Source organism: Marinococcus sp. LNSP9103-4, from assembly GCF_056034345.1.
In genome coordinates this window covers 23,737-49,105 of sequence record NZ_JBQLIA010000014.1, presented here as the reverse complement: position 1 = coordinate 49,105, position 25,369 = coordinate 23,737, and the positions used below count along the sequence as shown (strand labels likewise).

36 protein-coding genes are annotated in these 25,369 nt (G+C 45.4%); 19 read left to right on the top strand and 17 right to left on the bottom strand.

Annotated features, from left to right (window positions below; translation table 11 throughout):
• The first annotated feature begins 435 nt into the window (after window positions 1–435).
• Both ACTRXG_RS10740 and ACTRXG_RS10735 read left to right on the top strand, forming a co-directional pair.
• Complete coding sequence (locus tag ACTRXG_RS10740; RefSeq protein ID WP_474260626.1) at window positions 436–693, top strand: GlsB/YeaQ/YmgE family stress response membrane protein; 258 nt, start codon at window positions 436–438, stop codon at window positions 691–693.
• Window positions 694–816: 123 nt separating this feature from the next.
• Window positions 817–1,215: a hypothetical protein gene (locus ACTRXG_RS10735; RefSeq protein ID WP_474284914.1), complete on the top strand. Its 399-nt coding sequence runs from the start codon at window positions 817–819 to the stop codon at window positions 1,213–1,215.
• 97 nt (window positions 1,216–1,312) lie between these two features.
• On the opposite strand, the gene ACTRXG_RS10730 is transcribed toward ACTRXG_RS10735, so the two are convergent.
• The 4 genes from ACTRXG_RS10730 to ACTRXG_RS10715 form a co-directional block, all read right to left on the bottom strand.
• On the bottom strand, window positions 1,313–1,999 hold the full coding sequence (locus tag ACTRXG_RS10730) for an ABC transporter permease (RefSeq protein WP_474284913.1): 687 nt from the start codon (window positions 1,997–1,999) through the stop codon (window positions 1,313–1,315).
• Window positions 1,992–2,918, bottom strand: coding sequence for an ABC transporter ATP-binding protein (locus tag ACTRXG_RS10725; RefSeq protein ID WP_474284912.1), 927 nt, complete (start codon window positions 2,916–2,918; stop codon window positions 1,992–1,994). The genes ACTRXG_RS10730 and ACTRXG_RS10725 overlap by 8 nt, the downstream gene beginning before the upstream one ends.
• Window positions 2,919–3,021: 103 nt before the next feature.
• On the bottom strand, window positions 3,022–3,951 hold the full coding sequence (locus tag ACTRXG_RS10720; RefSeq protein ID WP_474284911.1) for a sensor histidine kinase: 930 nt from the start codon (window positions 3,949–3,951) through the stop codon (window positions 3,022–3,024).
• On the bottom strand, window positions 3,948–4,658 hold the full coding sequence (locus ACTRXG_RS10715) for a winged helix-turn-helix domain-containing protein (protein WP_474284910.1): 711 nt from the start codon (window positions 4,656–4,658) through the stop codon (window positions 3,948–3,950). Before ACTRXG_RS10715 ends, ACTRXG_RS10720 begins: the two co-directional genes overlap by 4 nt.
• A 232-nt stretch (window positions 4,659–4,890) precedes the next feature.
• Here ACTRXG_RS10715 and ACTRXG_RS10710 point away from each other — a divergent pair, with 232 nt between their 5' ends.
• Both ACTRXG_RS10710 and ACTRXG_RS10705 read left to right on the top strand, forming a co-directional pair.
• Window positions 4,891–5,079, top strand: coding sequence for a hypothetical protein (locus ACTRXG_RS10710; RefSeq protein ID WP_474284909.1), 189 nt, complete (start codon window positions 4,891–4,893; stop codon window positions 5,077–5,079).
• A 72-nt stretch (window positions 5,080–5,151) separates the two neighbouring features.
• The gene (locus ACTRXG_RS10705) at window positions 5,152–5,460 is read left to right on the top strand and encodes a MazG-like family protein (RefSeq protein ID WP_474284908.1); all 309 of its coding nucleotides are present in this window, start codon (window positions 5,152–5,154) and stop codon (window positions 5,458–5,460) included.
• Between the two features lie 125 nt (window positions 5,461–5,585).
• Here the strand turns inward: ACTRXG_RS10705 and ACTRXG_RS10700 are convergent, their stop codons facing one another.
• Together ACTRXG_RS10700 and ACTRXG_RS10695 are read right to left on the bottom strand one after the other, a co-directional pair.
• Window positions 5,586–6,089 carry a hypothetical protein gene (locus ACTRXG_RS10700; RefSeq protein WP_474284907.1) on the bottom strand — a complete coding sequence of 168 codons (504 nt, stop codon included), beginning with the start codon at window positions 6,087–6,089 and terminating at the stop codon, window positions 5,586–5,588.
• A gap of 67 nt (window positions 6,090–6,156) precedes the next feature.
• On the bottom strand, window positions 6,157–6,396 hold the full coding sequence (locus tag ACTRXG_RS10695; RefSeq protein WP_474284906.1) for a hypothetical protein: 240 nt from the start codon (window positions 6,394–6,396) through the stop codon (window positions 6,157–6,159).
• 237 nt (window positions 6,397–6,633) lie between these two features.
• Between ACTRXG_RS10695 and ACTRXG_RS10690 the strand changes: the two genes are divergently transcribed.
• Both ACTRXG_RS10690 and ACTRXG_RS10685 read left to right on the top strand, forming a co-directional pair.
• Window positions 6,634–6,852, top strand: coding sequence for a hypothetical protein (locus ACTRXG_RS10690; RefSeq protein ID WP_474284905.1), 219 nt, complete (start codon window positions 6,634–6,636; stop codon window positions 6,850–6,852).
• A gap of 33 nt (window positions 6,853–6,885) precedes the next feature.
• Window positions 6,886–7,044, top strand: coding sequence for a hypothetical protein (locus ACTRXG_RS10685; protein WP_474284904.1), 159 nt, complete (start codon window positions 6,886–6,888; stop codon window positions 7,042–7,044).
• A 179-nt stretch (window positions 7,045–7,223) separates the two neighbouring features.
• Here the strand turns inward: ACTRXG_RS10685 and ACTRXG_RS10680 are convergent, their stop codons facing one another.
• From ACTRXG_RS10680 to ACTRXG_RS10665, 4 genes are all read right to left on the bottom strand, one after another.
• A complete protein-coding gene (locus tag ACTRXG_RS10680) occupies window positions 7,224–7,973 on the bottom strand; it encodes an ABC transporter permease (protein WP_474284903.1) in 750 nt (249 codons plus the stop codon).
• A complete protein-coding gene (locus ACTRXG_RS10675; RefSeq protein WP_474284902.1) occupies window positions 7,970–8,821 on the bottom strand; it encodes an ABC transporter ATP-binding protein in 852 nt (283 codons plus the stop codon). The genes ACTRXG_RS10680 and ACTRXG_RS10675 overlap by 4 nt, the downstream gene beginning before the upstream one ends.
• A gap of 188 nt (window positions 8,822–9,009) precedes the next feature.
• Window positions 9,010–10,014 carry a LytTR family DNA-binding domain-containing protein gene (locus ACTRXG_RS10670; protein WP_474284901.1) on the bottom strand — a complete coding sequence of 335 codons (1,005 nt, stop codon included), beginning with the start codon at window positions 10,012–10,014 and terminating at the stop codon, window positions 9,010–9,012.
• A gap of 94 nt (window positions 10,015–10,108) precedes the next feature.
• Window positions 10,109–10,693: a CGNR zinc finger domain-containing protein gene (locus tag ACTRXG_RS10665; protein ID WP_474284900.1), complete on the bottom strand. Its 585-nt coding sequence runs from the start codon at window positions 10,691–10,693 to the stop codon at window positions 10,109–10,111.
• Window positions 10,694–10,922: 229 nt separating this feature from the next.
• Here ACTRXG_RS10665 and ACTRXG_RS10660 point away from each other — a divergent pair, with 229 nt between their 5' ends.
• Both ACTRXG_RS10660 and ACTRXG_RS10655 read left to right on the top strand, forming a co-directional pair.
• Window positions 10,923–11,783 (top strand): alpha/beta fold hydrolase, encoded by an 861-nt coding sequence (locus tag ACTRXG_RS10660; RefSeq protein WP_474284899.1) that lies wholly within the window; start codon window positions 10,923–10,925, stop codon window positions 11,781–11,783.
• A 123-nt stretch (window positions 11,784–11,906) separates the two neighbouring features.
• The gene (locus ACTRXG_RS10655; RefSeq protein WP_474284898.1) at window positions 11,907–12,563 is read left to right on the top strand and encodes an NAD(P)H-binding protein; all 657 of its coding nucleotides are present in this window, start codon (window positions 11,907–11,909) and stop codon (window positions 12,561–12,563) included.
• Window positions 12,564–12,689: 126 nt separating this feature from the next.
• Here ACTRXG_RS10655 and ACTRXG_RS10650 read toward each other — a convergent pair whose 3' ends face one another.
• The 3 genes from ACTRXG_RS10650 to ACTRXG_RS10640 form a co-directional block, all read right to left on the bottom strand.
• The gene (locus tag ACTRXG_RS10650; RefSeq protein ID WP_474284896.1) at window positions 12,690–13,037 is read right to left on the bottom strand and encodes a DUF4260 domain-containing protein; all 348 of its coding nucleotides are present in this window, start codon (window positions 13,035–13,037) and stop codon (window positions 12,690–12,692) included.
• Between the two features lie 190 nt (window positions 13,038–13,227).
• On the bottom strand, window positions 13,228–13,479 hold the full coding sequence (locus ACTRXG_RS10645; RefSeq protein ID WP_474284895.1) for a hypothetical protein: 252 nt from the start codon (window positions 13,477–13,479) through the stop codon (window positions 13,228–13,230).
• Window positions 13,480–13,531: 52 nt separating this feature from the next.
• Window positions 13,532–14,083 carry a hypothetical protein gene (locus ACTRXG_RS10640; protein ID WP_474284894.1) on the bottom strand — a complete coding sequence of 184 codons (552 nt, stop codon included), beginning with the start codon at window positions 14,081–14,083 and terminating at the stop codon, window positions 13,532–13,534.
• Window positions 14,084–14,227: 144 nt separating this feature from the next.
• On the opposite strand from ACTRXG_RS10640, the gene ACTRXG_RS10635 reads away from it, so the two are divergent.
• The 4 genes from ACTRXG_RS10635 to ACTRXG_RS10620 all read left to right on the top strand — a co-directional run bounded on the left by ACTRXG_RS10635 (window position 14,228) and on the right by ACTRXG_RS10620 (window position 17,560).
• Window positions 14,228–14,797, top strand: a complete 570-nt coding sequence (locus ACTRXG_RS10635) for a hypothetical protein (protein ID WP_474284893.1) — start codon at window positions 14,228–14,230, stop codon at window positions 14,795–14,797.
• A 20-nt stretch (window positions 14,798–14,817) separates the two neighbouring features.
• Complete coding sequence (locus ACTRXG_RS10630) at window positions 14,818–15,132, top strand: ArsR/SmtB family transcription factor (RefSeq protein WP_474260629.1); 315 nt, start codon at window positions 14,818–14,820, stop codon at window positions 15,130–15,132.
• A gap of 79 nt (window positions 15,133–15,211) precedes the next feature.
• Window positions 15,212–16,438 carry an MFS transporter gene (locus ACTRXG_RS10625; protein WP_474284892.1) on the top strand — a complete coding sequence of 409 codons (1,227 nt, stop codon included), beginning with the start codon at window positions 15,212–15,214 and terminating at the stop codon, window positions 16,436–16,438.
• Between the two features lie 297 nt (window positions 16,439–16,735).
• A complete protein-coding gene (locus tag ACTRXG_RS10620; protein WP_474284891.1) occupies window positions 16,736–17,560 on the top strand; it encodes an STAS domain-containing protein in 825 nt (274 codons plus the stop codon).
• A 121-nt stretch (window positions 17,561–17,681) separates the two neighbouring features.
• Here ACTRXG_RS10620 and ACTRXG_RS10615 read toward each other — a convergent pair whose 3' ends face one another.
• From ACTRXG_RS10615 to ACTRXG_RS10605, 3 genes are all read right to left on the bottom strand, one after another.
• On the bottom strand, window positions 17,682–18,239 hold the full coding sequence (locus ACTRXG_RS10615) for an NADPH-dependent FMN reductase (protein WP_474284890.1): 558 nt from the start codon (window positions 18,237–18,239) through the stop codon (window positions 17,682–17,684).
• A 12-nt stretch (window positions 18,240–18,251) separates the two neighbouring features.
• Window positions 18,252–19,310: an LLM class flavin-dependent oxidoreductase gene (locus ACTRXG_RS10610; protein WP_474284889.1), complete on the bottom strand. Its 1,059-nt coding sequence runs from the start codon at window positions 19,308–19,310 to the stop codon at window positions 18,252–18,254.
• A 286-nt stretch (window positions 19,311–19,596) separates the two neighbouring features.
• On the bottom strand, window positions 19,597–20,184 hold the full coding sequence (locus tag ACTRXG_RS10605) for a TetR/AcrR family transcriptional regulator (RefSeq protein ID WP_474284888.1): 588 nt from the start codon (window positions 20,182–20,184) through the stop codon (window positions 19,597–19,599).
• A gap of 292 nt (window positions 20,185–20,476) precedes the next feature.
• Here ACTRXG_RS10605 and ACTRXG_RS10600 point away from each other — a divergent pair, with 292 nt between their 5' ends.
• Genes ACTRXG_RS10600 through ACTRXG_RS10580 form a run of 5 tightly spaced genes read left to right on the top strand, consistent with a single transcriptional unit; the run spans window position 20,477 to window position 22,528 of the window.
• Complete coding sequence (locus tag ACTRXG_RS10600) at window positions 20,477–21,334, top strand: GvpL/GvpF family gas vesicle protein (RefSeq protein ID WP_474284887.1); 858 nt, start codon at window positions 20,477–20,479, stop codon at window positions 21,332–21,334.
• Window positions 21,321–21,554 carry a gas vesicle protein gene (locus ACTRXG_RS10595; protein ID WP_474284886.1) on the top strand — a complete coding sequence of 78 codons (234 nt, stop codon included), beginning with the start codon at window positions 21,321–21,323 and terminating at the stop codon, window positions 21,552–21,554. Before ACTRXG_RS10600 ends, ACTRXG_RS10595 begins: the two co-directional genes overlap by 14 nt.
• A gap of 17 nt (window positions 21,555–21,571) precedes the next feature.
• On the top strand, window positions 21,572–21,874 hold the full coding sequence (locus tag ACTRXG_RS10590) for a gas vesicle protein K (protein WP_474284885.1): 303 nt from the start codon (window positions 21,572–21,574) through the stop codon (window positions 21,872–21,874).
• A 25-nt stretch (window positions 21,875–21,899) separates the two neighbouring features.
• Complete coding sequence (locus ACTRXG_RS10585; RefSeq protein ID WP_474284884.1) at window positions 21,900–22,268, top strand: gas vesicle protein; 369 nt, start codon at window positions 21,900–21,902, stop codon at window positions 22,266–22,268.
• Window positions 22,268–22,528 (top strand): hypothetical protein, encoded by a 261-nt coding sequence (locus ACTRXG_RS10580; RefSeq protein WP_474284883.1) that lies wholly within the window; start codon window positions 22,268–22,270, stop codon window positions 22,526–22,528. The genes ACTRXG_RS10585 and ACTRXG_RS10580 overlap by 1 nt, the downstream gene beginning before the upstream one ends.
• A 392-nt stretch (window positions 22,529–22,920) precedes the next feature.
• On the opposite strand, the gene ACTRXG_RS10575 is transcribed toward ACTRXG_RS10580, so the two are convergent.
• Window positions 22,921–23,154: a KGG domain-containing protein gene (locus ACTRXG_RS10575; protein WP_474284882.1), complete on the bottom strand. Its 234-nt coding sequence runs from the start codon at window positions 23,152–23,154 to the stop codon at window positions 22,921–22,923.
• Between the two features lie 402 nt (window positions 23,155–23,556).
• Here ACTRXG_RS10575 and ACTRXG_RS10570 point away from each other — a divergent pair, with 402 nt between their 5' ends.
• Both ACTRXG_RS10570 and ACTRXG_RS10565 read left to right on the top strand, forming a co-directional pair.
• Window positions 23,557–23,997 carry a universal stress protein gene (locus ACTRXG_RS10570; RefSeq protein WP_474284881.1) on the top strand — a complete coding sequence of 147 codons (441 nt, stop codon included), beginning with the start codon at window positions 23,557–23,559 and terminating at the stop codon, window positions 23,995–23,997.
• A 389-nt stretch (window positions 23,998–24,386) separates the two neighbouring features.
• Window positions 24,387–25,346 (top strand): NAD(P)-dependent alcohol dehydrogenase, encoded by a 960-nt coding sequence (locus ACTRXG_RS10565; protein ID WP_474284880.1) that lies wholly within the window; start codon window positions 24,387–24,389, stop codon window positions 25,344–25,346.
• Window positions 25,347–25,369 lie beyond the last annotated feature (23 nt).

Genomic DNA, 25,369 nt, shown 5'->3' with positions numbered 1-25,369 from the left:
ACAGTTGAAAATAGGCGTTCCGCGAAAAGAAATGGTGGAAGACTTATGTAAGGAATACAACCTGGTTAAGTAAGCGTGAAGGAAAATTATGAGTTTAAAGAAAGAGAGGAAATATAAACATGGAAATAGCAGCAGTAATTTTGTATGGCGTGTTTGCGGCGCTTTTGGTAGTGAATCCAGGACAGAAGACCAAAACGAAAAGCCAGTAACAGAAATAGATATGTAAATTCACGGGGCACCACCAGTGAGAACAGTGACCTGGTGGTTTCTTCTTGTTTCGGTGCATTAAAGAACTCGTTTGGAACGAACTACTCGAACATTAGTATAAAGGCCGTTAGCAAAAGCGGAGAGTAACGTTTGAGGAAGTCAGATGTAGGAAACAGAAGAAAATGAAAGTTAAAAGAAAATACAACCATCCTTAAGGAGATGAATAGCATGCTATCGTTTATTTGGAGTTTGATTATCGGCGGTTTGATTGGCTGGGCAGCAGGCGCACTTACCGGCCGCGACGTGCCATTTGGTATTATTGGTAACATTATCGCCGGTTTTATCGGCGCGAGTTTAGGCACCGCGCTTCTCGGCAGCTGGGGGCCGACTCTTGGCGGATTTGCCATTATTCCTGCCCTTATTGGTGCCGTTATTCTCGTATTGCTCGTAAGCTTTATTTTTCGGGCCATCAAGAAGAAGAAATAAAGAAAAGAAGCAGCACGACCGGAAGAAAGCTGTCTTTAATACAGGCAGCTTCCTTCTTTTGTTGAAAAACAAATAAAGCAGTTTTGAAAAATGCAGGGGGAACTGCCCGAAAGGAGAAAATTTATGAAAATAGATACATTCACAGACAAAGTAGCGGAAAAATACGGTTCTACAGATGAACAAACGATTGTTAACGAAGGGGCTGCGTTTATTGCTGAACTGGTAAGCGGAATGCAAAAGCAAATTCAGACAAAAGTTGGTGCCAACGTGCGAATGACGGGAGATGAAGAGGCGGGATCGGTGATTGGTGTAGGGCCGGTGGAGCTGCTGTTTCAAAAGCATGCCGATAATCCAATGATTGAAGTGCTGGTCTCCGATGAGAAAGAAGGCAAAAACAAGGAGCGTTTTGATGTGCTGGAAGTGCCGGAAGGACAAGCAGCACTAATAAGCACCCGTTTCCATCAGGAACTGAGTAAAGACGTTTTCGAAAAATATTTGAACGAGTTTCGGCACGTAGTTTAATGATCGTTTCTGTTCTATTTATAAAAAAAGAGCCGGGCGTGATGCAAAAGCATCCATGCCCGGCTCTTCTTATATGGATAACAAAAGCCCTTAGTGGTTAAAAATCCGTTTTGACCGCCTTCGCAATCACCAGGTAAGCGATCAGGAAGCCGGCGATGCCGAGGGAAACGGGCACAGCAGCCAGGGAATAAAGCGTCTCTGTGTTATTCATTGGTGATGAAAGAAGCGTAATAATCAGGACTGAAGAGGTGATCGTCGCGGGCACTGAATACTTTCTCATTCCAAAAAATAATGGAATCAGGGCGATGCCGGCAGAGCTCAGGGCGACTAGAAGGACACGTAAAAATCTATCCGAGAACATGTTCAGCGTAAAGGGTTCACTGATGTAGTGGAAAATGGAATTAAGGAAGGTGAAGCCGCCAAACACGATGACGTTCGAAAACAGGATAAAGAAGAAAGTTAATATGCTTACTAAAAGCACCTTTGCGAGCAGTAATTTTTTTCGGCTGACAGGATACATAAACAAGACGGTGATTGTCTTATCCCGGAATTCCTCTACGACGAGATGAGAAAGAAGCACGGAGGCATAAATCACAAAAGAAGCGACAATTAATGTTTCCATGGTGGTAAATACACTTTCATAGCTCGATAAAAGCGCGGCAGCGTCTACGTCTATGCGAAAAAGCAGAAATAAACCGATGATACCCGCGTTGATTGCGAGGAACGTGAGCAGAAGATTTCTCATATTCATTTTTTTCGTTTCCCATTTCATCAGGCTAAGCATGGAGATGGCCCCCTTCCATTAAATGCAGGAAATAATCCTCTAAGGACTGGCTCTTTTTCGTAATCGAGGCGATTTCAATTTGATGCTTTACCAGTGCCTGGATAATATCGTGCTGGGCAGCCGAACTGTCGTAAATATGAATCAATCCCTCGGTTTCCTTCATTCGAAAGTTATTGATCTGTAATTCATTTTCCAGGATGAAGGCAGCCCGGGTACGTTCGTTTACACTGAGTTCAATATGCTCCACGTGATCGTTGTGAATCCGGTCCATGGACGTTTCCTCGAGCAGTTTTCCGCCCCGGATCACGCCTATCGTATCGGCGATCTGCTCGATTTCCCCGAGAATATGGCTGGAAATTAGTAGCGTAGTGCCGTATTCCCTGCTGAGTGTCAAAAACAAATCACGTAACTCGCGTATGCCGACAGGGTCGAGGCCGTTGACAGGCTCATCGAGCACGAGTACCTCGGGCCTGGTAATGATCGCTCTCGCAATGGCCAGCCGCTGCTTCATTCCGAGCGAAAATGCTTTTACGGGCTTTTTTTCGACGTTGACCAGATGAACCAGCTGCAAGGCTTCTTCAATGGCTCCTTTTCTGTAGTAGCCCATGTAGCTGCAGTGAAGCTCCAGGTTTTCCTGTGCAGAAAGCTTTTCATAAAAAATAGGGTAGTCAATGATGCTTCCCATTCGTTTTAATCGCTCTACTGAAGAGGTAGTTACTTTTTCGCCCAGAAGTTCAATTTCGCCGCTCGTGGGCGTCACAAGGCTTGTGATCATTTTCATGACGGTGGTTTTTCCCGCTCCGTTCGGCCCCAGAAATCCGTAGATTTCACCTTTTTTCACCTTCATATTTACATCTGAAACCACGGCGCTTCCCTTATAGGCTTTAGTCAGCCGGCTGGTCTGAATAACATAGCTCATGTCGCTCCTCCTCCTTTTGGTTATATTTTCATTATAGTGAAGGAAAGTGTCTTTTTTCTTACCGAATCCTTAAGTAAATCTTACATTTATAAAAAGACTGCCATTATCCCTTGGGAAAGGTGAGGATAAAAGCAGTCTTTTGATAGGGGGTGCTGTCGTATTCGATAGTGCCATTCATCTGTTCGGTTAATCGTTTGGAAATCGTTAACCCGAGGCCGCTTCCCATTTCCGTGGCATGCTTGGAAACGGAGCCCGTATACAGACGTTCAAAAATCCGGTTTTGGGCGGACTCCTCGATGCCTTGCCCCTTGTCAGAAACCTCGACCGTTATCCTCTCGTTCTGCCCGCTTAACGCCAGGCCGATAAATTTGCCGTCGCTGCCATAGCGGATGGCGTTGGACAATAAATTGTTTAAAACACGGGTGAAGGCTTCTTCATCGCCGTAGAAGTAAAGAGGCTCTTCGGGAATACGAATGCTCACGTCGAATTTCTGCAGCATCAGCGTATCGTGGTAGCCGAGCACCACCTGCCGGCACACTTCATTGGCGTGTAGACGCCTTGTGTCCAGCTGCCAGTCTCCGGACTCGAGCTTTGCCAGGTCAAAAAACGTATTGATTAATCCTGCCGTTCCGATGACTTTGGCAGCCGCCCGTTCCAGCAGAACCGCGCGTTCTTCGGCAGTATAATGCGTTTCATGCTGGAGATTTTCGATATAGCCCAAAATCACAGTCAGCGGCGTTTTTAGGTCATGGGAAATGTTGGTGAGCATGCGATTGGTGGAGGCGCGCATGCGGGCATTATCAGCTACAAATTCCTGGTGCTCATCAAGCAGGTGGTTGATTTCGTTTAACAGCTGCTGCAGCTCTTGATTGTCCGTTGCTAATAATATTCGTTCGGAAGAGCGGCTGGAGGCGATAGCGCTGATTTTGGCGGAAATATACTGGACATCGCGGTACAGCTTTCTCCGGTACAGGTACTGTTGATACAGAAGCAATAGTAACAAGGCGGCAATAACCGAAAGTATAATCGTCATTGGCTCGACTCCAATTTGTAGCCAATCCCCCAGATCGTTTTTATGTATACGGGGGCGGAGGGATCCTGTTCAATTTTGCTTCGCAGGCGGCGGATGTGGACGTTGATCACATTTTCATCGCCGTAATAGGCTTCCTTCCAGACACTTTCAAACAGCTGGCCTTTGGAGAAAACGTGGTTGGGGTGGGCGGCCAGCAGGCTTAGGATTTGAAATTCCTTGGCCGTCAGGCTGATGAGCCTGCCGTTTTTCTGAACAGTGAAATTCTCCGGGTCGATGACAAGGTCAAGCACAGTAACTTTATTTCCGTCTTTCATGGAGGGGGAGCGCGTATATTGAGTGGACCGGCGCAGCGCTGCATGAACCCTCGCCGTCAGCTCGATGAGAGAAAAAGGCTTTCCGATATAATCGTCAGCGCCAAAGCCAAGGCCCAACGCCTTGTCGACATCGCTGTCCTTTGCCGAAATAATCAGAATCGGCATCGAATGTTCTTTTCGGACCTCCTGCACGATTTCGATACCGTTTCTCGATGGGAGCATCAGATCAAGCAGCAGTAAATCAAAACGCTCCCGGGAAAAAAGTGCAAGGGCTTCGTCGCCGTCGAAGGCTGAAACCACCCGGTAGCCCTCTTTCTTTAAATGGGTGGAGACGAGACTGTGAATGTCCTGATCATCTTCAACGAACAAAATTGTTTCATTCAATGGACTCATTCCTTTTTATATATTCATTATTATCTGTTCATCTAATGGCAATAAAAAATCTTTTTTGCATAAGCATTGAAAAAACAATGAGCTTTCAGTTTGCACCGTTGCGGTGCTGTTAATCTCTAATTTTAACGAGTTAAAAGAGAATTGCAACGTTGTTTCACTGACCATAGCATGGTATTTGTTATAATGGAAGGAAAATACAATTAATAAATTTTGCTTTGAAGGGGAGTATAGCATGAGAGCATTTATTCTGTTTCACCGCGCATTTAGCACCGTGGTTCTCTTTTTGGTGGTTGTAGATTTAGTTCAGCTGATTGAACTGCCATCCTGGGTGTTTATTGTCCTGATGAGTATGTTAGTTGCTTCTACGGCTGTCGTTTGGACGTACGAACGAAAGCAGGCCAGAATAGAACCGGGGCATTAGGCCGGTGACAGCAAGCCGGTCTTTATATGTTAGAGCATAAAAGGATAATTGTATGGAGGGAGGATGGCAGCAATGAATGCATCTTTATGGGAACAGCTTCGGGCGCTGAGCTCTCAGGAGCCTAAAACCTTGGAACAGATGGCATTAAAGCTTTCGGAGGAATCGGGTGAGGTCGCCGAAGCGGTGCTGGCAGCATCGGACGCGAGTGGAAGCGAGTACAAACAGGCGTCCCGGAATCACATTGATGAAGAATGCATCGACGTGATTCTGGTGGCAGCCGCTATGTTTTACCAGTCTGGTCATGATACTGCGCATATGGAACAGCTGATGCAAAAGAAAATGGAGAAATGGCGGGAGCATATGGCGAAAAGGGAAGTTTAATTTAACTGAGGAATAGATGAAAGACATCTGCTGAAAGCAGGGCACGGAGGAAGTGTCCTGTTTTTGTGCGCATTTCGATCCTGATCTAATGACCTCAGGAGGTTTACATATAAAATGTTTGGAAATTACGGATTTCCGTTCCAAAAGGCATAAATCATGGCGGCAAGGAGAGCCGGCGAAATCCCAACAGCTGATTCCTCCACACGTGTTTCCACCAATCCCCTCCAAAGGAAGCCGGTGCGCCTGGTTTCTCCCACGCATTTGTCTTTCACATAAATATGGCCCTGGCCGTTCCACTGCAGTTGAATAGTCACATCCGGCAGGTGATTCATGCCGCTCAGCGTCACCGCGTATTTACGTTTGGACGCATGCAGGCTTGTCATATCTGCGATGTGCATACGATTCTGAAAAACATGCCAATTGTGCCCTTTATCGAATGATTGCTGGACGATGGCGTAACTATTATCTGCTTCCATAGCGATATTAACGTCGTGAACGGGGCTTCGGGAAGGACGGTCGCCTGCATCGTGAAACCAGCGCTGCATCGTTCCAATTTCTGCTTCACGATCATACACGGAAATGGCTTTCGTAGAGGCGCCCCGCAAAGGACGGGAATACATTAGCAGCATGACAGGCTCTCTCCTTTTCTAAATGATTATAGATGAAACGGCGTTTTGTGGTTAAAAATCACCGCTTTTAAAAATGAAAATAGTAGCCTATGACCATAAAAACGAAAAAGCTGTTGGCCATCAAAAACGTTGGAAGAAGCAGCCACCACAGCCGGCCTACTACGGCAAGCACAAAGCCAGTGGCGCCGAAAACCTGACCGAAGATCCAGCAGCTGAACCCATAATCCCAAATAAAATTGGGAAGCCACGTAGCCACGCTCAGCAGCAGGCATAAAACACTCCATTTACGAAGCTTGCGCCTGGGCATGAATAATCACCCTCCCGATATTCGATGGGTAAGTAAACTTTATTTTCGGGGTTAAGGAAGAAAATTGCAAACTGAAGATGAAGAAGCTTAACGAGGGTTGCAGTTTTAAAAGAAGAAATAGTACAATTCAGACTAAAAGTAATAATTTTACATTAATTACTTTTTGTGTGTTCCGGTTCGTATAAAATAGTAGGGGAGAGGATTAATAGAATTGTTGTACATATGGGAGGAGGCCGCATGAAATTTCTTCAGGTAATGAAAGGGATACTGACGATATGGATTGCCATTCACAGTCTGAGTGTCATGATTTTATTAATATTATTGCTGCTTGCAGTTCCCGGTACCGATTTTCCTTTAAACTCTGTCGGGTCATTGATGGCGGGAATATTAGGGTATGCTGCTGTCGAGTATAAATTGAAGAAAAAAGAAGAAAATCAGGAAAAAGTGCGGGGATAATATTTGAATTCCAGGAGCAGCAGAGGACGTTTGATGGCACAAAGCTGGAAAGAGCGAAAGCAGGATAACTGTTTATATAACATGTTTCTATTCGACTATGTTATTGCCGGCATTACACTTGTGCCATTTGTGCTTCTCCTGTACTTGTTTGGCGTAGTCCCGCTAAATGAAACAACGTCGGTTTATGATTAACTTTATACGCGGCGGTCTAGTTACTTTTTTATGACTAATATCTTCATCTCCAAAGTTTATCGCTAAAGTAGGTGCACCAGGTTTTAAAAAATATTGAAGCAGTTCGCATAAAAAAAGCAGAACGCTGCCGTTCTGCTTTTTTGTATGAGTAGAGGGTTTAAAACGCCTCTCCCAATTTATCATCCACTGTCCAACCCATTTTTCTTATAGACATACATAAATATTCCCAACGTGAGGACAAGCCAGCCGAAGAGAACGCTGGTATCTGTGACGTTCCACTGGTAATCCGTGGTGGAGGAGAGTGTTTCGGACAAATTGGCCAGCACTCCGCTATACGTGTAATTCAGTATGTCCGCAAACGTCTCACTGAACACTTTGAGCACAGGAGTCGAGGTGAAAAGCACTAAAATGGGCGTGCTGACGAGTGTCGCCTGCGCCTGGTTTTTGGCGAATACGCCGATGATGAAGCCGATTACGATACTGATTAAGCTGGCTAAGGTAGTGATCACCAAATACGTAAGCAAAGGAATATCTCCCAGCGAAACGCCGCTTGCAGGCACCAGCAGAATGTTGGTGGCTACGAGGATCACGAGTATGGGAATCATGCTGCCGATAAAGTATTCGGGCCCTCTCACGGAGGAGGTCATTAACACGCGCAGGGTGTGTTTTTCTTTTTCTTCCGCGATCGGGGAGCTGCTCATGGAGATGCCGGCAATAGCAATATTAAAAATCAGGCCGAAGCTCAGCAAAAACCCTTCCGTGGAAAAGGCCATTCCCGTCTCGCCGGCTTCCACCTCCGGCATCAGATTCCTCATCACAATGACAAAGATGATGGCAAAGATCGGGGTGAAAATGATACTCATATTACTCAGAATCAGTCGTAATTTCAATTGAAGCACCGCGCTGATTTTTCGAAACGATAGACTCACACTAGTTCCCTCCCCGTCACTTCGAGAAATACCTTTTCTAAATTTGGCTCATTGGAATGAATCGTTAAAACTTCGTCACTGGTCAGCCAGCGGTGTAGCCGCTGGACCGCTTCGTCCGTATGAGGGAGCGTCACCTCTTCGCCGCTTCGCAACAGCACCTGGTATCGTTTATCCCGGTTATACTTGAGCGTTAATGCCCTGGGCGAATCGTGCTCGACAATCAGCCCGTCATTCAAGAGGGCCACGTGATCACACAGCTTGGTCGCTTCGTTCATGTTGTGCGTGGTCAAAAATATGGCAGTACCATTATTTTTGATTTCCATCAGCAGGGCATGAATGGCTTCGGTGGTAACCGGGTCGAGCCCGCTGGTCGGCTCATCGAGAAAGAGCACCTTCGGCTGGTGCAGCATCGCTCTGGTCAGAACGAGACGCTGCTTCATTCCCTTCGAGAGCTTACTGGCCAGCTTGTTTTTCTCCTCATACAGCCCGACCTTTTTAAGAAGAACATCAATGCGTTTTTTGTCCACATTCAGCAGCTTCGCGAACGTGCTTAAATTATGATACACGCTCAGTCTCTCATACACCCCGCTGTTATCGGTCACGATTCCGAGCTGTTCATAAATGCTTTCGTCGATACGTTCCACGGGGTGGCCCAACACAAAAGCCTGACCGGAGGACTGGGCCAGCTGCCCGGTCAATATTTTGATGGTTGTGGTTTTTCCGGAGCCGGAAGGCCCTAAAAATCCGAAAATGTCACCCGCACGAACGGAGAAACTGATGTCTTTTAAGGCGGTTTCGCCTTTAAACTTTTTGGATAACTGCTTCACCTCGATGAATTCCTGTTCCATCTGTCTTCGCTCCTTCAATTATGATTCAACAGGGGGCTATCGTTTTTCCTTTCGTTACCCTGTCTCTTAATCATAACTTTACCGGAGCCCGGGAGAAATGTCGTAAATATCCGGTGAACAGTAACGGTCTAAAGCCCAAATGTACTAAAAAGGAGCTGAAATTATCTCATTTCAGCCCCAAGCGTACGTTAAAATTCCATCAATGCTTTCATTTCCTCCAGCCGGTTCCGGGAAAGCGGCAGTTTGAGATTGGCATTTCCCTTTAACACAAGCGTATAGCTGTTTTTGGAATAGCTCACTAATTCCGACACCCGCTGCAGATTAACTAAATACGAGCGGTGGGACCGGAAGAAACCGAAATTCGTTAATTTTGCCTCAAGTTCATTCATGGTCAAATCGGTGGGGAAGTGCTCCTCGCCGATGCGAATCGTACTGACGCTGTTAATGCTTTCAATAAAATCAATTTCATCCGGGCTGAAAAAAATCGTTTTGTCCGCCAGCCTGCTGGATACTTTATAAACTTTGTTTGGCTTTGTTTCCGCATCGGCTGTCTCTGTCTGTGTGCCCCTGCCATTGTCGGCAAGCTCCGTTTGTTCCAGGCCGGAATGCGGATTGTACCGGTACACATCGTCGCTTAATAATAACAGCTCCTCGAGAAACGTGGAGGTGCAGAGCACCGCTGTGTTATTGGACCGAAGGTGATGTAGCGCCTGTAAATACAATTCAATGCCTTCGTCTGTTGCGTTATTTAAAGGACTTTGAATCAACAGCAGGCTGGGGGAGAACAGGAACATCCGAAACAGGCTGATTCGTTTTTTCTGGTCCAGCGACAGCCGGCTGATTCTCGTATGCCATACATCGGACAACGAAAAAACGCCGATAAACGATTCCAGAGGCTCCCCGAAATCGGCAAGCTTTTTAAAAATACGCAAATAGCTGGCCACCGTTAACCCTTCATACAGGGCGTCCTCTGTCAATTCCGTTACGATGTCATTGGTTTCTTTTTTTACATGGCCGCTCGAGGGAGCGAGGTCACCGGAGAGAAGTTCAAAAAACACAAGGCTTTCGTGGTGAGTCATTTTAATTCCTATTTGAGACGTTTCCTCAATCATTAAAGTCAGATTCTTTAAAACAGTCCGGTCGTTCTCCTGCTTCATGACATTTTCGAGCGTTAATAAAGGCAAGAAGGCCACTCGCTTTCGTATTTGATTTTGAGATCGCTTTTCTAATTACTGTGAGAACGAAAGGAAACAAAGAATTTTAATTAAGGGAAAAATGCTGGGCTACCTACTGTGATTTTTTCCTTTCATAATATCCGGCCGCCTTTTTGCGGTTCCCGCATAACTCCATGCTGCACCAGCGCCGCTTTCCAGGCTTTGATTTATCAACGAAGTGGAGACAGCATTCTGGATGCTCGCACTCACGAATACGATTGGGAGAGGTAGTATCCAATGTGGAAATAATAGAATCAACAATATGATAGACCACGTGATCTCTGGCTGTTATCCCTTCGGCTTCCATGCTTAATTTATCCTGCCTTTGTCTAATGGCGAAGCTGACTCTCAGTTGTTCCACAAGCCTGTTGAGTTGATTTATGGTAGTTGAAGAGAGGTTTTTCTGCCCGTTTAACTCAGACAAAATAACGTTGCTGAGCTCCCTGAGTGACCGAAGATCATTGATTAGCGAATCAAGTAATACTTCATTTTGTAAATAGAGAGCATCTGATTCCCGTAAAAGATCATTTTCCTCCATCCATTGGAAGGAACGCGTTCGATCATGAAGAATATCAATGGTTTGTTTGTTGGAGATATAAGTTGTATTAACTAGATTTATCCATTCGGTGCCGCCTAATAAGTATAATGATTTTTCCATTAATGTTTCACCTCATTAATTATTATAACCATTAAAAATTATATTTACAAGTTAGTATAAGTGGTGTATTGTTATTTATAACCACTAAAAATATTTATTTAAGGTTATAAAGGGTGGGGAATGGAAAGCCGTTTATCGGGAAAGGGCTATGGCAAAAGGATACGATTCAGATGAGTCATTTTTTGGTGCACCGTTGGAAGGATCTCCAATAATAATATGAGGTGAGAATATGATAGTGGAATACAAAACCGTAACGATTAATAACGTTAATATTTTTTACCGGGAAGCTGGCAGGAAAAGCAACCCGACAATTTTATTGCTTCATGGTTTTCCATCTTCTTCTCACATGTACCGGAATTTAATTCCTGAATTAATGGAGGACTACCACGTTATTGCGCCTGATTATCCAGGCTTCGGCAATAGCGATCAGCCTGGGATGGATGAATTTGATTATACATTTGATAACTTTGCTCTTTTAATAAATGAATTCGTGCAGCAATTAGAACTGAAAAAATACAGCATTTATGTTCATGATTACGGTGCTCCGGTCGGGTTCCGCCTGGCCGTCCAACACCCTGAACGCATTCAGGCCATTATTACTCAAAATGGAAACGCTTATGAAGAAGGGCTAATGCCTGCCTGGGATCCTATACGCACATATTGGGAACATCCAACGGAGGAAAATAAAAATAAGTTAAAATCTCTGCTATCGTTGGAATTTACAAAGTATCAATATACAGATGGGACCCGGAACCCCTGGCGAATCAGCCCCGATGCATGGAATATGGATCAATTGGTGCTGGACCGTCCCGGTAATAACGACATCCAGCTTGCGCTATATTACGATTATAGAAATAATCTTAAACAATATCCGCTCTGGCACGAGTATTTTAGAATGTATCAGCCTCCCGCGTTGGTAGTATGGGGAAAAAATGATATGTTCTTCGGGCCAGAGGGAGCATTAGCCTTCCAAAAAGATCTTAAAGATTGCGACGTTCATTTATTAAATACCGGGCATTTTCCTTTAGAAGAAGAGGTGGAAACCAGCGCTTATTTAATAAGACACTTTTTAAAAGACCGTTTAATGTAATTTCATCATCGATAGTCGGCCACAGGGAAGAATGGACTGCCCAGGGTATTAAAGATAAAGTATCGGAAGGACATGGCAGTAAAAAATCATGGGAGGAACGATAATGAAATCGGAGGTGCAAGTATGGAAGTCTTTATCATTGGAATTACCGGGAAAATCGGTGGCCTGCTTGCCCAAAAGCTTCGTACGGAAGGAGATGCTGTTCGCGGACTTGTGCGCCGGAATGATCAGCAGGCAGACCTTGCGGCAAAAGGTATTAATACGGTAGTCGGCGACCTTGCCAGCATATCGGTGGAAGCTCTGGGAGAGGCTTTCGGGAATGCGGATGCCATCGTATTCAGTGCAGGCTCCAATGGCGGAAGGGCAGAGGTCACGAAAGCGATTGATGACGAAGGGGTGGCAAAAGCGATCGATGCAGCTCTCCGGGCACAAACCCGCCGCTTTGCCCTCGTTTCGGTGCTCCCGGAGGCCTGGCGGGAGCGCAGTCTCAGCGACGAAGAAGAGTATTACTTTGCTGCGAAAAAGAAGGCAGATATCGAGCTTAGCCGCAGCGGTCTGGATTGGCTGATTCTTCGTCCGTCCTTGCTTGTGGACGACCCCGGCACCGGAATGGTTTCTCTGGGGGCCGCCGGCTTTCACGACCAGATAGCCCGTGCTGATGTGGCCGGAACGCTCGTGGCATTGCTGAAAGAACCTCGCATCAGCGAACAGATTCTCGAACTTAATATGGGGTCTACACCGATCGAAGAAGCAGTTAAAGCGAATGTCCGCAAATATTAAATTGGATGACTAAGGTGTTTTTAGTTCGCCGTTATTATAAAACACTTGGCCAGGTTCGCAGAGACAGGTCTTCTTCCGAATCTCTGGGTATGGATTAATAGACGATGCAGGAACGAGTGCAAAGAGCTACAGCTTTTGAATGTGGGTATCCTTAAATCCGGAGGTATACTTCAGGCCGTACCCGAGCATCCGGTCCAGGCCAATATGAACGATCCAGATGAGGCTGATGATCACCGGCCATTCGAGGGAAAAGAGGTAACCTGACAAGAGAAGTAATAGGGGAAGGATATACGTATGAGCGGCGTTATAGACATAGGCGCCTGTCTTGGAATTGACCGCATACCCGATCATGGAGACGTCGGGGACAAAAAGAAGCAGAAGAAAAAGAAGCCAGGAGTAGCCATTGGAAAAATACAACACAGTACCCAGGGCGGCAAACATAAAGCCTTCTGTTTTAATCAGCCTTTGATTCATGCTTCTCGTCTCCTTTTTAATCCTCAGAATGAATGAAGATAAACTTATCATATAACGATTTGTCCGATCAGCCAATTGTTGAATCGCTTAAATGTTTAAATACATACTGGAGACTGCTAAATTTCCTTGTTATATTAATGCTCGTTCTTTTCTCTATTTGTTAATATGCAGGCAAGCATAAACAGGGCATTTAAAATAATAGAAGCCTGGAAGCATAAAAAGAAAGCGGTAAAGCTGGAGCTGAACCAGAGGGTATAGATGTAGCATGCGCCGGCAGCTGCACCACAACAACATCGACCGTCGGACGGTATTGTTTGATAAGCAGAAAAGCATCCTCTTTTTTTGCCAGAACGACGACGCCATCCGGTTCGTCCAATGTAATGTATTTTCTGCCCCGCTGATCTGAAATGACGTGCTCGCCCTGTGCATGATCCTCATTCATGATAACTGCCTCCGTTTATTAGTAAGTGATGATCTGTTTTTCGAAGGTACTTCTAAATGCCCCGCAGCTTGTCCGCTAATTCGTGCTCCGAAAAACGGATACGGGTAATCTGGTGTTCGTCGTTCATCCACGTCTGCCCCCGAATATTCTCGGTGCCCTGTTGATCATTACCCTGATAGGCGACCTGGAGACTGAAATTATAGATTCGGTCGGCGTTGTCCTTTCGGGTAATATGGAAATCATCGATATTCAGTTCCATTTGGTGCTCCTCTGCAAGCATGTGATGGTGGGCAGCATGAACACGTACAAATTCTTCATAGGCGTTCGCCGTAAAATATTTTCTGTACTGCTCCTCGTAATAAGAGTCGAGGTCAGAGTTCTCGGTGGCATTGTCTATCTTCCCGATCACCGTGGCCCGTTCAGGGTCATTCAACAGCTGTACCAATTCATCATCCGGACCGCTGAATTGGTTCGTTAACACGTGGTTCAAATTGGATCGATCCTGTTGGACAGCAGTGTCTTCCGTATCGGTACAGCCCCCGGAAAATAAGAGAAAAACAGCTGATATAGCCACAACAATAGGTCGTTTCAGCAATGGCGGCATCCTATTCGCTCCTTTTCAAAGAAAAAGACCAATTCTCCCTCTTTCCCCAGTTATTGTAAAAAAGTATCATAAGGGGGAAAGAAAAGTAAATTCCATAGCTAATAATATGGGGAGGATGCTGAAAATGAACCAAAGGAGTATGACATGAAAGCAGTAATTATTAGTGGAATTGCAGGCACTGCAGTAATCATCGCCGTCTTAGGTTATCTTTTTGTGATGCCATTTGTTGAAACCAGAGCGAATGGAGAAGGTACGGCTATTCATAGTGACGGGGAGCATTCAAACGGTGCTCTTGCCAAGGAACAAAAACAGGAGCAGGAAACGGAAGAACGGCAGGAGAATCACATGGAGGAGCTGAAGCAAGCCATCGGGGCACGCCATGAACGTTGGGGCTTGTTTGCCGGGAAAAATGCGGAGAATGCAGAACCGAAGGATATACCAAGTCCCGAAGAAAAAATTGATCGGTGGGAAAGCTTAGCTGAAAAATCGCCTAATGAGGCTCTGCAGAAAGATCTTCGAAATTTGGCTGCGTGGAGTAAAACCTTCCAGAATGATTCGACCAGTGAGGAAAAAAGAGTAATAGCCGTCCAAAGTATTCACCGTATCCTTCATGACCTCGATGTCCATTACAATGGCAATACCCAGGAGCCTTATGGTGTCACTCATGTTCGAAACGGAGATAATGTCGATGAAAGGGTTGACATATCGAATTAATTCGATATAAAATACAGTCTATGGAGCCAATAGATTTGTTTAAAGCACTTTCAAATGAGACCCGTCTGAAAATTCTCTGGTGGTTGAAGGAACCGGAAAAGCATTTTCCCAAGCAGCAGGCTCACCTGCCAAAAGAGGTAAGCATCGAAGGCGGCGTGTGCGTGGGAGACATCCAGGAAAAGGTACAGGCGTCCCAATCCACGGTGTCCCACTATCTGAACATGATGCAAAAAGCCGGTCTGCTCGAATCTGTGCGCTATGGCCAGTGGACGTATTACAGGCGTAATGAAGAAACGCTTCAACAGCTGGCAGAATACTTAAAAACAGAAATCTGACCGTCGGGGTTTCTGTTTTTTTATGGCCTATTAAATCGAAAAATCTAGATATTTAATTATTAAGAATTGAGGTAGAAAAATGAGTGCATACGAACAAGAAAGTCAATTGAGCCGCAAGCAGAAGGTACTGGCGTTTACGCTGACGCTGTTGACGTTTGTGATGGGAACGAGCGAGTTTGTTATAGTAGGGCTGCTTTCAGAAATTTCCTCCGACCTGGGCATTCGCCTGGCGACAGCTGGAACGCTTGTGTCCGGGTTCGCGATTGCCTATGCGATTGGTACACCGGTACTGACCGCCTTTTTAAGCCGGTTTCCTAAATATAACATCATGATTATCCTGATTTTGTTATTTATCGCCGGCAATGTGATCAGCGCATTGGCAGGCACATATGCCGTGCTCCTGCTGTCGAGAATTGCGACAGCGATGGTGAGCGGCGTATTAACGGCCCTCGCAATGTCGGTCGCAGGGGACACGATGCCAACGGCTAAAAAGCCGGCGGTTATTGCCTCTATTTTTGCCGGTTTTACGATTGCCAATGTGCTTGGCGTGCCGCTGGGTACATTTATCGGCCAGCTGTCGAACTGGCACGTAACGTTCTGGGTGACAGCTCTTCTCGGGGTGGCGGCGCTTCTTATTAGTTTAGGCGTCCTTCCGAAGGATATCAAAAATGAAAAAAGCTCGATCAAGGACCAGGCTGCCCTTTTTACACAGCCGCGGATTCTGTTGGCTTTCTTCATTCCTATTTTCAGCATCGCCGGCACGTATACGATTTATACGTACATCACGCCCATTATTGAAAATGGTCTGTCGATCCCAAGCAGCTATGTGAGTGTAGTGCTTCTCGGCTACGGAGCATTTTCGATTCTCAGTAACGTGCTGGCAGGAAAAATTGCCAGTCGCAATGGCATCTCGAGGCTTCGGTACGTGTTCGTTGTTCAAAGTGTGATCCTGCTATCGCTTTATTTCACCATGGCGTCGACCATCGCCGGTTTAATCAGCATCATGCTTATCGCAGTCATGATTTATGCCCTGAATGCCACGATCCAGCTATATTTAATGAATCTTGCAGAATTATATTCTCCTTCTGCAAAAGACCTGGCATCTGCGCTAACGCCTGTTGCGGTAAACGTCGGGATCGCTTTGGGCTCTGCGGCAGGGGGGCTCGTTGTGGCTGCGGGAAGCATTGAGCTTCTTCCGTGGGCCGGCGGTTTGTCCGCCCTGATAGCTGCAGGCCTTGCAACGCTTAGCTACGGTCTGGATAGAAAAGAAGCACGAACCCGCACAGAAAGTGTCCCGTCTGAATAAAATCAAATAAGCAAATTTCCGTTGTTCTCTGGTGCGCCTGAGGGCAACGGTTTTATATTTGGGTGCTTTTTCCGATCTACTTAAGTGTGAAACGGCAAAATACAGCCCGGGTTAGTGAAAGTTAGTATATAAACGTATCGTTTTGTTTATGTATAAATGTATATATAAACCCATCAGTATGTCTTGAAGGTCTTTTTAGGATATAATTTGCGAATCAAGGGTAATAGCAGGAAGTAGGTTTAATCTACCTTGATATCGTTTATAATAAAAGAAGAAATGGAAAAAAGAGGGATGCTTATGGCCAATATCGATACAGAACTATATGAATACTTTTTTACTCACCTTGATCATGTCGTTCACCGGATTGTCAGCCGTACATCCGAAGAACTCCAAAGCCCGCTCTCCTCCCGGGAAGACGACCTGCATCAGGATCTGCTTTATAATTTGTTCATGACGATCAAGGAGAAGCTGGACGACCACCAGTCGACGACAACGATCAACCTGGATTATGACCCGGCAAACGTATTAAGTGAACAGGGATATGATCTGGATGCTATTATTATGCTGCTTTCACAATTTCGTCTGCATGCCATTGAAGAGATTGAGGAGACATTTCAAGCATACGGGGTCGGATCCCTGAAAGATGCTTTTTACTTCATGCACCGGATGAGTGACATTTTTGACCAGGCTATGAAAAATTCCACGACCCATTTTAATAACCAATACCAATTAGACCTCCAACAGCTGAAAGAAGAGCTTTTATTGCTTTCAGCCCCCGTAGTACCGGTAAAAGAAGGCATATCAGTATTACCTATAGTAGGGTCTTTAAGTAAGGAGCGCACTGATCATATTATTGAGAGCGTTCTGCCGGAAGTAGCGGAAAACAGCGTTGATATTCTGATCCTTGATTTTTCAGGCACCCATAAACTTGATGATGAGGTGGCTCCTCGATTATTTTCGATTACGAGGACGCTGCAGCTTCTGGGCATTCATCCTGTCCTGACAGGCATTCGTCCGGAAATGGCTCAATCGGCGGTCGAACACGGGGAGGCAATGAAGGATGTTAAGATGTACCGGGATGTCAAAAAAGCGCTAGAACAAATGGTGCCGTTTAGAAGTTGATCGTGTTTGGGCCAATTACTGTCTAACCCGATGGAAGTATAAAGAAAAAACCCGAATCATGCACGCTGTTTCTTTCGTGTCCATGGTTCGGGTTTTAGTTTATTTTTTTCGTTACAGTCTGTTAAAAGTCATATTGATTTTCCCGTATTTGTTCAAAGGTCTGCGAAAGTACCACGGTATCTTCTGCGAGGCGGTCCAGCCGGGCCATTACATCAGTATTAATAATTTCTTTCTGGTGAAAGTCTTTTTCTTCAATGAATACATACGTCTGAACGATTTGAGCCTTCATATAGGATAAAATCGGCTTAAGCTGCAAATCGGCGACTAAATAATGCTTCGGCGATCCGGCAGTGACGAGCATGCTTACTGTTTTATCACGAAAGGCATCGACCGGAAGCAGATCGAATACGTTTTTTAACGCTCCCGGAATAGACGCCTGGAAGATCGGCATGCCAATAATAATGGCATCTGCTTCCATCAGCTGCTGGGTGACATAGCCGGTGTCTCCTTCGTAATCCAGGTAATGGCGGCCATCGCTGAACTGCATGTCGTATTCCGCCAGATCAATGATTCCTGTTTCTATCTCAGGGTATTTTGCATTTACTTTTTTAATTGCTTCGTCCATGGCCGTTCTTGTTTTCGAACCGACCTGTGAACCGGATAAGCCAATGAGTCTCATTAGGTACGCTCCTTATTTTTTTGCCGTATATTTTTTCACAGCCGGCAGAATGGTGTCACCGATCAGTTCGATATTTTTTCTGATTTTATCCATCGGCATCCCGCCGAAATCAATCTGGGCAATGTAGCGCTGATGCCCGAATACTTCATGCTGATGCAGGATTTTTTCAATAATTTCCTGGGGGCTGCCCGTGTTCATAATATTATGAGGCTCGGCGCCCTGGGCAAACAGCTGCTTCGGAAAGCCGCCGCCGTTGGTGCGTTTCATGCCTTCATTAATATGAGGATACAGATCCTTCAGTGCCTGCTGGGTCGTTTCGGCTGCATAAAAGAAGCCGGCTGTGGCGACCGGAAGCTGGGCTGGATCATGGCCGCCAGCCCGGGCGGCATCCCTGTAGGCATCAACGGTTTGTTTAAAACGGTCCGATGACCCGCCTAAATGAGCCATAAACATCGGAACCCCGGCATACCCCGCTTTCATCGCGCTGGCCGCGGTGCCGCCGACGGCGCGCCAGATGGGAAGCGACCCTTCCACAGGGCGGGGGAGCACCTGGGCATTTTTTAAGGAAGCACGGAATTCCCCTTCCCAGTTTATCGTTTCCTGTTCATTAATCTGGCGGAGAAGATCAAATTTTTCCTCATACAGCGCCTCATAGTCCCGGACATTATAGCCAAGCAGGTCAAACAATCCAATCCGGGAAGCACGTCCTGCCACGAGCTCTGTGCGTCCTTTGGAAATAAGGTCAATTGTTGCGAAATTTTCGTACACCCGGACAGGGTCAGAGGTGCTGATGATGGTGGAGGAGCTCCCGATTTTTATTTTATTTGTCGCCTGGGCAATAGCGGAAAGAACAACCGCGTGGGCCTGCGTCGCAAAATATTCCTGATGGCTTTCCCCAACGCTGAAGAAATCCAGGCCCGCCTGTTCAGCAAGCTCCGCGTATTCGATTAATTCATGAATCCGCTCCTGGGCTGATATTCTCTCTCCTGTATGCGGATCGGGCAGATGATCTCCCAGGGTATAAATGCCAAACTCCAATCCGTTCTCTGGATGAATGCGATATTGTTCCATAGTGTAACGGCCACCTTTTTTTATTTTGTCTACTGCTATTATAATTAATACCCAACGTATTAGTAAGTACGTACATCAAAGTGGCATAGTATAAAAAAGGGTACCAGGGAGGAATAATTTTCTTGTTCTATCGATCCAAGTCATAAAACAGCCGTCCAGGCGATGTAAGAAATCGTCAAGGACGGCTGTTCGTCATGCGGACCGTATTGGTACGCTTTTTTGTATTCCGGCTTCCGTATGTTTTGGACGGATTGAGTTATAAGCATCTGAGATCCTCAGCCGTTCGCTAAGATTTAATGGAAAGAACGACGCGTCTCATCAACTGTTCGGTTTTTTCTTCGAGAGAGTAGCCTCCGTCGGTTATACACCAATCAAGCATAACGCCCTGCATGATAATAAACAGGTATTCTGTCATTTCTTCTTCGCTCATGGAAGAAGTAAAGACGTTTTCGGCCTGGCCGGTTTTAATGATTTTCTGCAGGGCTTCACTCATATACAAATCTTTATAGTACGGCACAGGGCCTTCCTTAAACAAGGAATACTTAATAATATTTAACCCTAAATCCGAAACGCTGCGGGTCAGTTGAAGGAAGAAGGTAATGAGAAGATCTTCCCCTGACTGTGGGTAATCTTCGGGGTTAAAGTCACGAAAAAGCTCTTCATCCAGTTTTTTAAACATGCTTAAATAAATATCTTCTTTAGAATGAAAATAATAATAAAAAGATCCGACGGACACTTCGGCTTTTTTGCTGATTTCTTCTATAGTAACTTCATCAAAGCTTTTATGCTGAATAAGTGCTAAAGCGGCGTTATAAATATTCTGTTTTGTTTGTATAGCCTGCTTTTTTCTTTTTGTTAGTTTGGCATTTTCCATAAAAACGAACTCCTATTTTCATGATACGGGCTGAAAAAGATGTGTCTCCAGTGTATCGGCTACAAAGGGGATTAGCAACTTTTTATAAAAGGACAGATCCTGGAAAGATAAGCCCCGTATAAATTTCATTTTAACTGAATTAAATTCAATGAATACATTTCAGTTAAATGGGGAAGCAGGTTAGTATAGGCAGGCCTTCTTTACCTTTGAATGAAAAGGAAGAGGCAGAAACAAAGGAAATTCTGGACGTAAGCTCTCATTGTGGAAAAAATATCAAAACAAGGAGTGACGAATGTTGGAAACGAATGCAGGAGCTCCGGCTCTAGTATATGTTTACGCTTTTGTACCTACAGCAGAATACCAGGAAGCACCGATGGAACCAGTAGAGGGGATGGAGCCGGATAACAGTATTGATTTTTTCGTACAGGAAGAGATTACAGCGGTTATCTGCCAGGTGCCTGAATCGGAATTTTCCGAGGAACAACTCCAAAAAAATGTGGAAAATATGAAGTGGCTGCAGAATAAAGCATTTCATCACCATACCGTCATGAATCATTTGCATGATCGTTATACGACCATTCCTTTAAAATTCGGAACCATCTTTGAACAGAGGTCGAGTCTCGCAGAGATGATAGAGGATTATAAGGAATCCATCATATCGAAATTTTCCACCTTGGCCGGTAAAGAAGAGTGGAACGTTAAAGTGTATGCTGATCAGCAATTGTTCATCGAAGCCGTGGTGCAGGACAGTGAAGAGATACGGGAAAAAGAAGCAGAAATCGAAGCGTTGCCGGCCGGGAAGCGTTTTTTTGAAAAGAAGAAAATGAAAGAATTTGTCGAAGGAAAAGCGGACGATCACATTGAACAGCACTGCACCTCGTTTCATGAAGAATTAAAAGCAAAAAGTGAAGGAACCGAGATAAAGAAAAATTGGGAACGAAAAGTGACGGACCGGGAGAAGGATATGGCCTGGAACGCCGTTTATTTAATTGAATCCAAAGACCGGGAGGCGTTTATCCAGTTTATTGAAGACCGTCAGGGGCAGGAAGAAGCAGCCGGTACCGGACTGGATATGGAATGTACCGGCCCGTGGCCATCCTTTCATTTTTCCGGACTGACAAGCAGGAGTGAGGCCAATGCCCAGGGATAGTCTTCAAAACCGGGAAGTGTCCCTGCTGGACGTTTTAGATGCCGTCCTGGAAAAGGGGGTCGTACTGCAGGGGGATTTAACGATATCGATTGCAGGCATTGATTTGGTGTACGTTGATCTGCGAGTGCTGATTGCCTCGGTGGAAACGCTCCGTCAGGCGGAGACGAAAACGCAAAAGGAATTTGTTTCTCATTCGCCGGAATCTTCTCCCATTGAATAAATAAGGAGGCTGAAACGATGGATAAAAACCCTCAAGTAACAGAAGCACAGCAGCCCACTGGTCGTATCTCACTCGACCCGGAAAAAGCCGAAGAAGGATTGACCCAGCTGGTCATGACCGTGGTCGAACTGCTGCGTGAACTCGTGGAACGCCAGGCCATGCGCCGGGTTGAAGGCGGCGATTTGACCGATGAACAGATCGAACAGCTGGGAGAAGCCCTCATGCAGCTTGAAGACAAAATGGAAGAAATGAAAGAAATATTTAACCTGACCGATGAGGATTTAAATATCGACCTTGGACCACTCGGTAACTTAATTTAAAGCCCGACAAAGGAGGAGAGAAACAATGAGTGAACAACCCGTGCGCCGCTCGGCTGAGCCGGCCAACGTAGATAATTTGGCCGGTGGGCTCGTAGAAATACTGGAAACAGTACTGGATAAAGGCGTCGTGATTGCTGGCGATATTAAAGTGAATATTGCAGATGTAGAGCTCTTGACCATCAAGATTCGCCTCGTAGTCGCTTCGGTCGATAAGGCCAAGGAAATGGGCATCGACTGGTGGGAAACAGACCCGCATTATTCTTCCAATGCGAAAAGGCTTGAAGATGAAAATCAGCGTCTGCTCGAACGCGTGGAACAGCTCGAATCAGGTGAAAAGCCGCAGGAAAAAGAACAGACAGAAGAAACTGATAAAACCGAAGAGAGGGAACGCTGATGATTTTTCGCGATTTATCCAGAGATATTGGGCGATTAGTGAAGGATATGCAGCAGCAGGAAACGTCCGGGGTTCGCCGGGTCGAGGAAAAGACGGTCGGAACACAGGAGGAAGGCCCTGCGATTCGTACAGAATGTAACGTGAAAATGCGTACGCTCCCGTCAAAAGAAGAGTTGAATGAATATCAAAACGACGTCCGCAAAAGAAACGGTGCAGCGAACGGGCTTATGGAAGACAGGAAACAAAACGATCAAGAGTAAAAGAAAGTCCTATGACTTCTGAGTCACTAAAAAAGAGTGTGCTTTGGGGAAGGAGCCCGAAGCACACTCTTTTAAGGTTCTGTGGCTGACGTTGAGGCGGTCATTTGCATTGATGATACCGAAAAATCTTTGGTTGCAAAGGGCCGCACCAGTTGAGAATTAATCGTAAAGCTGTTCAGGATTTACATTTAAAAGGCTTGACCCCGTTGGAACACCGGAATCAAGCCTTTTAAAGGTTTTATTTATTTTTACTGTCTACTTTGTAAGGGCCAGTGCACTTTTGTAGGAAACCCTTTGCTTTTGTTTTATACGCAAGGTTCTAGTAGCTTAGAAACATTCCCGCTTAAGCTTGTAGAGAAGCACATACGGAGAGGAAGCGACTTTACTACTGCTTAACGGCGGTCGTTGGAGTCGCTGTTTTTACTGGAGTCGTTGCCAGAGGTTTGGCCGCCTTTTTGACCGATGTTTTCATAAAACTCTTTGTCATGCTCCACGCTGGTTTTCTCGCCACCCTTTTGGCCGATTTCTTCATAGAATTCCTTGCCGTGTTCCTGACTGGTAGTTTTGCCGCCTTTTCGACCGGCTTCCTCGCGGGTCATTTTGTTATTATTTTCGTTCTCAGCCATAATTGTTCATCCTTTCATCCTAGTTTCCGCCCTAAGTTCAATCTATCGATAGCGTTCCATAAAAGGCTCGTCAATTCATTAAGAGATTTCCTCAATTTTTTTGGAAATATAGTGATAGCGCTGTTAAAAAATTTTCCCGGGTTTCCTCCTATAGAAACGTACGGTGTATTTTTGTAAGCAATATGTCTTTAAAGTAAGAAAAAATCGGGGTTTATGGATCAGCTGTTCTCTGTTAAACAAGGTTAAAAACGCACGAAATGGGGGAATGGTGAAATACCATCTTAACTGCAGCAAACGGTTCAGGGCGCATGGACTGGCGGTTCAACAAGAAGGACGCTTTCTTCATTAGTGGACAGAGGGTAGGGAAGCCCATGATCATTTTGAAGATTAAGGAGGCAAAATATGAGCCAGTACCAACGGATTTTAGTGGGAATTGATGCCGTTGAGATTCCTACCTACACGGTGTTCGACGAGGCGAAGAAAATGGCGGCCGAACACGGAGCCGCATTAATCATCGCTTTCGTATTTGACCAGAAGAGCTACGCGACGCTGGAACGTATGGATCCTAAGGGCATCGAACGGGTGCAGACGAAAGCTTCCCTGTATCTTGAAGCTTGTCAGCAAGCTGCCTGGGCTTATGGGATCGAGCACGTTGAAACGGTCATGGATACAGGGGCGCCGAAGAAACGGTTAGCGATTGATTTAGCCAAACGCTACCAGGCAGATGTTATTGTTATAGGCCAGAGCGGTGGTAAGTGGCTTGAACGCCTGATATTTGGCCATACCTCTAAAGCCATCCGACGAAAAGCTGACTGCGATGTGCATGTGGTGCAAAACAGCTGACGGCTTACGAATAAGGGCTCCCCGGCGCTTCGTCATAATTGTTGTCCCTGTGTTTGCTTGTCTCTCCTAAAACTCTCATATTATAGAAGGATAAATATAAAAACAGCCGGTTCCCGTTTCAGAGGAGCCGGCTGTTTTGCTGCTTCAAGGAAAACTTCTGTACTCAGGAGGGGAGCGCCCGGTTTACTTCACGGCTCCAAACTTCAAAATATTTTACGGTCTGGACTTCATATGAAGGAAATTTATTAATAGGTCCAGTTCCAGATTTAATTAAAAAGAAAAGTTATTGGAATTTGCTAAAAGTAGCATATGGGTATAATGTTAAGTTAATATAATTCAGAAAATTCTTTCTTTAATATAATTAAATTTGTGAGAAGGAGGGTGTCTCTATGAAAGCTGGCATGCACAAAAAATACGGACCGCCGGAAGTTATGAAGATTGGAGAAGTGAAAAAGCCGGTTCCAAAAGACAACGAAGTACTGGTGAAAGTGAAAGCAACAACGGTAACATCTGGAGACTGCAAAGTACGGAGAGCTGATCCGTTCCCGGTCAGACTTTTCTATGGCCTGAAAAAACCGAGAAGTGGAATATTAGGTTCTGAACTTTCTGGAAAGGTAGAAGTGACAGGGAAAAATGTAAAGTTATTTAAACAGGGGGATGCTGTATTTTGCGGAACAGGAGGGCGTCTAGGAGCCAATGCTGAATATGCACTTCTCAAAGAAAAAGGGGCAATCGCTGCTAAACCGATTAACATGACATTTGAAGAAGCTGCTTCCGTGCCCTTCGGTGCTACTACTTCTTTATACTTTCTTAGAGATAAAGGGCATATTAAGGAAGGGCAAAACGTGCTTATCTACGGTGCTTCAGGAGCGTTAGGCACGTATGCAGTGCAGTTGGCTAAAAACGTTGGTGCAGAAGTTACCGGAGTCTGCAGTGCAAAGAATGTAGAACTAGTAGCATCATTGGGAGCGGATCAAGTTATTGATTATACCCAGGAGGACTTCACCGAATCGGGGAAAACCTATGATCTTATTTTTGATACGGTAGGTAAAATCTCGTTTTCAAAATGTAAAAGTTCTTTAAAGGAAGATGGAACCTATTTGGCAGCAGTAGCAGGGCTGCCGCAATTTGTTCAAATGCTGTCGACCTCCTTAAAAGGCAGCAAGAAATTGAAAGGCGGAGTAGCATCGATGCGCAAGGAAGATTTGCTTTTCCTAAAGGATTTAATTGAGGAAGGAAAGATCAAATCAATAATAGATAGAAGTTATCCTTTGGAGCAAGTTGCTGCGGCTCACAGCTATGTTGAAACCGGACATAAACGCGGAAACGTAGTGCTTACTTTGATGTAGTAACATACAATGGAAGCGACAAG